The organism is Burkholderia sp. LMG 13014 (assembly GCF_905232215.1).
In the GTDB taxonomy this organism is placed as follows: Bacteria; Pseudomonadota; Gammaproteobacteria; order Burkholderiales; family Burkholderiaceae; genus Burkholderia.
Genome location: NZ_CAJNKE010000395.1, coordinates 1 through 5,777 on the forward strand (window position 1 = coordinate 1; position 5,777 = coordinate 5,777).

The following is a 5,777-nucleotide window of genomic DNA, read 5'->3' on the forward strand; positions in this document are numbered from 1 at the left end:
CGTCGTGCCGCCCGTGTACGTGTTCGTGCCGGTCAGCGTCGTGGTCGCCGGGCCGTTCTTCACGAGACCGCCCGCGCCGGAAATGCCGCCGCCCAGCGTGAGCGCATTGCTGCCGCCGAGGGTCAGCGTCGCGCTGTTGGCCAGATTGACCGCGTTGGCGACCGACACACTCGCATTCGTGTCGAGCGTTGCCGCGCCTGCGACGTTCAGCACCCCCGCACCGAGCGCCGCATTGTTGCCGAGCACCACGCTGCTGCCGCCGTTCAGGTTCGTGCCGCCCGTGTAGGTACTCGCGCCGTTCAGCGTCTGCGTGCCGGTGCCGGCCAGCGTCAGGCTTCCAGTGCCGCCGATCGCACCGCTGAAGGTGCCGCTGGCCGTGCCACCCAGCGTCAGCGCGTTGTTGCCCAGATTGACGTTCGTCCCCGCGACACCCGACAGCGCACCGATCGACTGCGCACAGGTCGCGGCGCTCACGTCGAGCGCGGCACCCGCGCCGGCCAGGTTCACCGCGCCGGTCGCCGACAGGCTGCCGCCCCCGCTGATTGCGAGCGTGCCGGCGTTGATCGTCGTGCCGCCCGTGAAATTGTTCGCGCCCGTCAACGTCGTCGTCGCCGCGCCGTCCTTCACGAGACTGCCCGCGCCGGAGATCACGCCGCTCAGCCCGAGATTGTTGCTGCCGCCGAGCGTCAGCGCGGCGCCCGTCGCGAGGTTGACGGCGTTGTTGACCGTCAGGCTCGTGGTCGTGTCGAGCGTCGCCGCGCCGCCGACGGTCAGCGCGCCCGTGCCGAGCGCTGAGTTGTTGCCGAGCACGAGACCGCCCGCGTTCAGCGTCGTGCCGCCGGTGTAGTTGTTCGCGCCGGACAGCGTCACGGTCGCCGTGCCGTTCTTCACGAGACCGCCGCCGCCGGAGATCGTGCCGTTCAGGCCGAGCGCGTTGCTGCCGGCGAGCGTCAGCGTCGTGCCGGTGCCGACGTTGATGCCGTTCGCGAGCGACACGTTGGTGGTCGCGTCGAGCGATGCCGGGCCGTTGACGTTCACCACGCCACTGCCGAGCGCCGTATTGCTGCCGACGACGAGGTTGCCGCCGTTCAGGTTCGTGCCGCCCGTGTACACGTTCGCGCCGGACAGCGTCTGCGTGCCGGTGCCCGCGAGCGTGACGCCGCCCGAGCCGCCGATCGTGCCCGCGTACGTCGCATTGCCGCTGCCGGCCAACGTCAGCGAATTGAAGCCGAGGTTCACGTTCGTGCCGGCCGCGCCCGCCAGCGCGCCGACCGTCTGCGTACCCGCTGCGTTGCTCATGTCGAACGTCGCGCCCGCGCCGGTCAGGTTCACCGTGCCGGCTGCCGCGAGGCTGCCGCCCGCGCCCAGCGCGAGCGTGCCGCTGTTGATCGTCGTGTCGCCGGTGTAGGTGTTCGCGCCGCTCAGCGTCAGCGTCGACGCACCGTTCTTCACGAGGCCGCCGTTGCCGTTGATGGAGCCGGCCAGCCCGAGATTGTTGCTGCCGCCGACCGTCAGCGTCGTGCCGGTGGCGAGATTGACCGTGTTGTTGAGCGTCGTGTTCGTACTCGTATCGAGCGTGGCCGAGCCGCTGACGTTCAGTGCGCCCGTGCCGAGCGCCGAATTGTTGCCGACCACGATGCCGCCAGCGTTCAGGTTCGTGCCGCCCGTGTAGTTGTTCGCGCCCGCCAGCGTCAGCGTGCCGCTGTCGTTCTTCGTCAGCGCGCCGCCGCCCGTCACCGTGCCCGACAGCGTGAGCCCGGTCGAGCCTTGCACCGTCAGTCCGCCCGCGCCAAGGCTCACGTCGTTGCTGACGTTGAGCCCGGCCGTGCCCGCCTGCAGCGCGCCGCCAGTGGCCGTGATGGTGCCCGTGCCGAGCGATGCGTTGTTGCCGATGATCGCGACGCCGCCCGACAAGGTCGCATCCTGCGCGGTCGACGCGCCGTTGATCGTCCAGTTGCCGGTCTCGACGTTCAGGTGATTGAAGTTGATGTAGTTGTTGACCGAGATCGTGCCGTTCGCGGCGCCGCCCTGCTGCAGCACGAGCGTGTTGTTGCCGCCCGCGCCGCCGTCGACCGTGCCCGTCGTCGCGACACCGAGCGTCACCGGGCCGACCGTTATGTTGAACGCGCCCCCGGTGCCGCCCGCCGTGTTGACCGACGAGCCCGTCACCGCGGTGAAGGTGTTCGTACTGTTCGTGCCCATCGACACGCCGCCGTTGATCGTGCCGGCGTTGACGAACGTGTTGCCGGCGCCTGGCGTGCCGTTCGACCCGAGCGACACGCGGCCGGTGATCGTCCCGCTGTTCGTCATGTTGACCGCGGCACCGCCGTACGCGGCGACCACGGGCGAGTCCGCACCGACGAGTGTCGCACCGACCAGCGCGTTCGAGCCGATCGAGCCGGTGTTGTTGATCGTCGTCGTGCCGCCCGTGCCGTTCTGGACCGCCAGCGCCATGCCCGTCACGCCGCTGATCGCCACGCCGGTCGAGCCGTTCATCGTGCCGTTGTTGGTCACGTTGGTCATGCTCGCCGCCGCGTTGCCGACCACCGTGCCGCTCGACAGCACACCGAGCCCGAGGCCGAGCAAGGACGGATCGATCGTGCCGTTGTTGGTCAGCGTGACATTGCTACCGGTCAGCGACATCGCGGTGCCGCCGATGCCGAGTTGCACGCCGACGCCAGCGCCGGTGTTGACGGTCACGTTGAGGTTGTTCGCGCTGTTCGAGTAACTCGGCGAAAGCGGGTTCGCGGCGCCGGAGCAGCTCACAATCGAGCCCGCCGTGCTGCAGACCGCATGGGCGGGCAGGATACCGGCGCCGGACAGCGCCAGGAAAACGCCCGTCGGCAACAGGATTCTCGGGAACGGCTCGCCGGCTTTTTTTGAACGCGCAAGATTCATGCTTTTCCTCGTTATTGGAATTGGCATTGCCGTGAAATCGAACGGCCGGCAGCAGAAAACCCGCGGACAAAAGCATCCGCGCCGGCTGTCGCGATGCGACGCCGGCTTATTCATGGACGAATCGTTAATTGCCCCGCAAGGCAGGCGCGAAACTAGTCGAATGACATGTCGATGGCCCCTGTTTTTCTGCAGCGACTTTCTGGTTGATTTGATTACCGCCCTGCTTTTTGTCAGACAAGGCTAGTTCAAAAAAACAGGCTTTTCCAGTCGATCTTTTCCCCGTCGGATCGGGGATTGGCGGGCGTGCATTTTTTACTTGTCGGCACACTTCAAACAGGTAAATTCGCATGCCACTTGTCAGCTTATTTAAATCTTTCTCAAAAAATAACGTAACCGAAGCACCCATGAAAACAAGGTTATAAAATTGATTATCATTCTTGTTTTTGCGGTGCAGTATTTTCACGCCCGGAAATATCGAAACAAGATAATCCCCGGGCATTCGTCAGACTAAATCAAAAAATATCTAGCACTGATCCGATCACGTCGATTTTCGCCGCACGTCAACCGAAAAACCGCACCGCGTTACGAAAACAGGCTCATCAGATAAAGCATCGGCCGGAACGAGACAGGCTTCGCATCGGGATTCACCCACAACCGCACCGCGTACACCGCGTAGGCTGGCACTTCGCGCCAGCTCGAATAGATATCGCGCAACTGGAAGCGGCCCGGATACGCGGCGGAGATGTTCGCCCGCGCAATGCCGACGCGCTCGAACGCGAGACGCACCCGCGCGAGGTGGTAATACTGGCTGACGATCAGCACGCGCGACAGACGGTGCGCCTGCAGGTACGCGAGCGTGTGCTGCGCAGTCGCCAGCGTATTGTCGCCCTGGTCGTCGACGGCGATCCGGTCGGCCGGCACGCCACGCGCCACGAGATAGTCGCGCATCGCGGTCGCCTCGTTCAGCCCGGGGCCGTCGATCGCGCCGCTGACGAGGAACGCGGGGCACTGCCCGGTGCGGTAGCAGCGCACGCCGACATCGAGCCTGGCGGCAAGCACGGGCTTCGGCGCGCCGGTCTCGTCGAGCGCGTTGCCGAAGATCACCGCGACATCGGCTGGCTCGCTCGGCATCCGCATCCCGTACGCGACGAGCGCGACGGCCGCGGCAACCCAAAGGCACGCGATGACGGCCAGCAGGCGGCCGGTTCGGGCAAACACGCCCCGTTTGGTGTGGTTTTTCAAGGTTTTCGGTCTCTCAGGTCGTCGGGCGGATCGGCTTGCCCGGCCCCGGACGGGCGCGTAACGCTAGCATGGTGCGCGTTCGGGTGTCCACGCGACGGACCGATGCCGGACGGCAGCCGGCCTTCCGGCAGCTCGACCGGAACAGCGTGCCCGGCGAAGCGGGCACGCAATACGGAGATCGAAAGCGTGTGAATGACCGCGCCGCGATGCACGGCACGGCCCGGCACGGCCCGAATCAGTCGACCGGGCACATCGCGAGCCGCCCCATCGCCTCGCCGGCGCCGCGCACCGCGCAAGTGGCCGGCTCGTCGGCGATCCGGGCGACGAGCCCCGTCTCGTCGTACAGCAGGCGCTCGAGATCCGCGAGCAGCGCGCCGCCGCCCGTCAGCACCACGCCGCGATGCGCGATGTCGGTCACGAGTTCGGCCGGCGCATTTTCCAGCACCGACTTCACCGCGCCGATCACCTGCTTGAGCGGCGCGGCCAGCGCGTCCGCCACATCGTGGTTGGACAGCTCGATCGAGCGCGGCAGGCCATCGCCGATGCTGCGCCCGACCGCGCGCGTCGATGTGCGCGGCACCGCGCTGGTGGCCGAGCCGATCGTCTTCTTCACGTGCTCGGCCGTCTGCTCGCCGAGCAGCACGCCATACAGGTTGCGGACGTGGTTGACGATCGCCCCGTCGAACTGGTTGCCGCCGACGCGAATCGCCTCGCGGTAGACGATGCCGCCGAGCGCGATCACCGCAACCTCGGTCGTCCCGCCGCCAATATCGACGACCATCGAGCCGACCGGCTCGGTCACCGGCAGGCCCGCGCCGAGCCCGGCCGCCAGCGATTCCTCGATCAATTCGACCTCCGATACACCCGCCGCGAACGCGGCCTCGCGGAGCGCGCGGCGCTCGACGGGGGTCGCGTCGGACGGCACGCACAGCGTGACCTCGACGCGACGGCCGAAGCGCGAACGCGTGCGCGACATGTCGATGAAGCTGCGAATCATCTGCTCGGCCGCGTGCGCATCGGCGATCACGCCGTGCCGCATCGGCCGCACGGCTTCGAGATGCCCCGGTTCGCGGCCGAGCAGCGCCTTCGCGAGCTCGCCGACGGCCTCGAGCGTCGGCCGCGCATCGGTCGCACCGGCCTTGCGGAAGCAGACGACCGACGGCTGGTTCAGCACCACGCCACGTTCATGCGTATAGATCCGCGTACTCGCCGTTCCAGGGTCGATCGCAACGGGTTGCGCAAACAACTTTCCGAACAGCGGTGTCGACATATCAAACCTTTGTAAGCGAACGAACCGGGGCAGCCGCACCGCATTTGCGTGGCGTGTCCATGCAGCCCCATCACGGCCTTAGCGGCAAATCGTTTCGATACTTTAGGCAATTCCGATGATTTTTTCGCGACGGAATTGTCAAAAATGCCGGTCCGGACGTCTCCCGCTACGCAACAGCCTCTCGCATGGCGCCTGTAAAACACGGTAATCTCTCGGTCTTGCCTGCTCCCGGCAGGCCTCAGACGCCCGATCTCGCCAGGTATTTCCACCATGACAGCGACCGTTTCCTTCCGCTGGGCGCGGGTGCGCCCGCTTTGCACGACGCTCGTCGCCTTCTGGTGCTGCACGGTCGCCGCGCAACCGCTGC

Annotated in this window: 4 protein-coding genes; all 4 read right to left on the reverse strand. The window is 66.7% G+C overall.

Going from position 1 to position 5,777, the window contains the following annotated elements; genetic code table 11:
• A partial coding sequence (locus JYJ84_RS26930; protein ID WP_205189670.1) for an autotransporter-associated beta strand repeat-containing protein occupies nucleotides 1-2,898 on the reverse strand: 2,898 nt, incomplete at its 3' end.
• A gap of 124 nt (nucleotides 2,899-3,022) precedes the next feature.
• Nucleotides 3,023-3,361, reverse strand: a complete 339-nt coding sequence (locus JYJ84_RS26935; protein ID WP_175220077.1) for a hypothetical protein — start codon at nucleotides 3,359-3,361, stop codon at nucleotides 3,023-3,025.
• 119 nt (nucleotides 3,362-3,480) lie between these two features.
• Nucleotides 3,481-4,140, reverse strand: coding sequence for a YdcF family protein (locus JYJ84_RS26940; RefSeq protein ID WP_122947713.1), 660 nt, complete (start codon nucleotides 4,138-4,140; stop codon nucleotides 3,481-3,483).
• A 235-nt stretch (nucleotides 4,141-4,375) separates the two neighbouring features.
• Complete coding sequence (locus JYJ84_RS26945; protein WP_175220075.1) at nucleotides 4,376-5,410, reverse strand: rod shape-determining protein; 1,035 nt, start codon at nucleotides 5,408-5,410, stop codon at nucleotides 4,376-4,378.
• Nucleotides 5,411-5,777 lie beyond the last annotated feature (367 nt).

Excerpts from the sequence above, each read along its gene's own strand:
- JYJ84_RS26945 (WP_175220075.1), bottom strand. The coding sequence starts at position 5,410 with ATGTCGACACCGCTGTTCGGAAAGTTGTTTGCGCAACCCGTTGCGATC.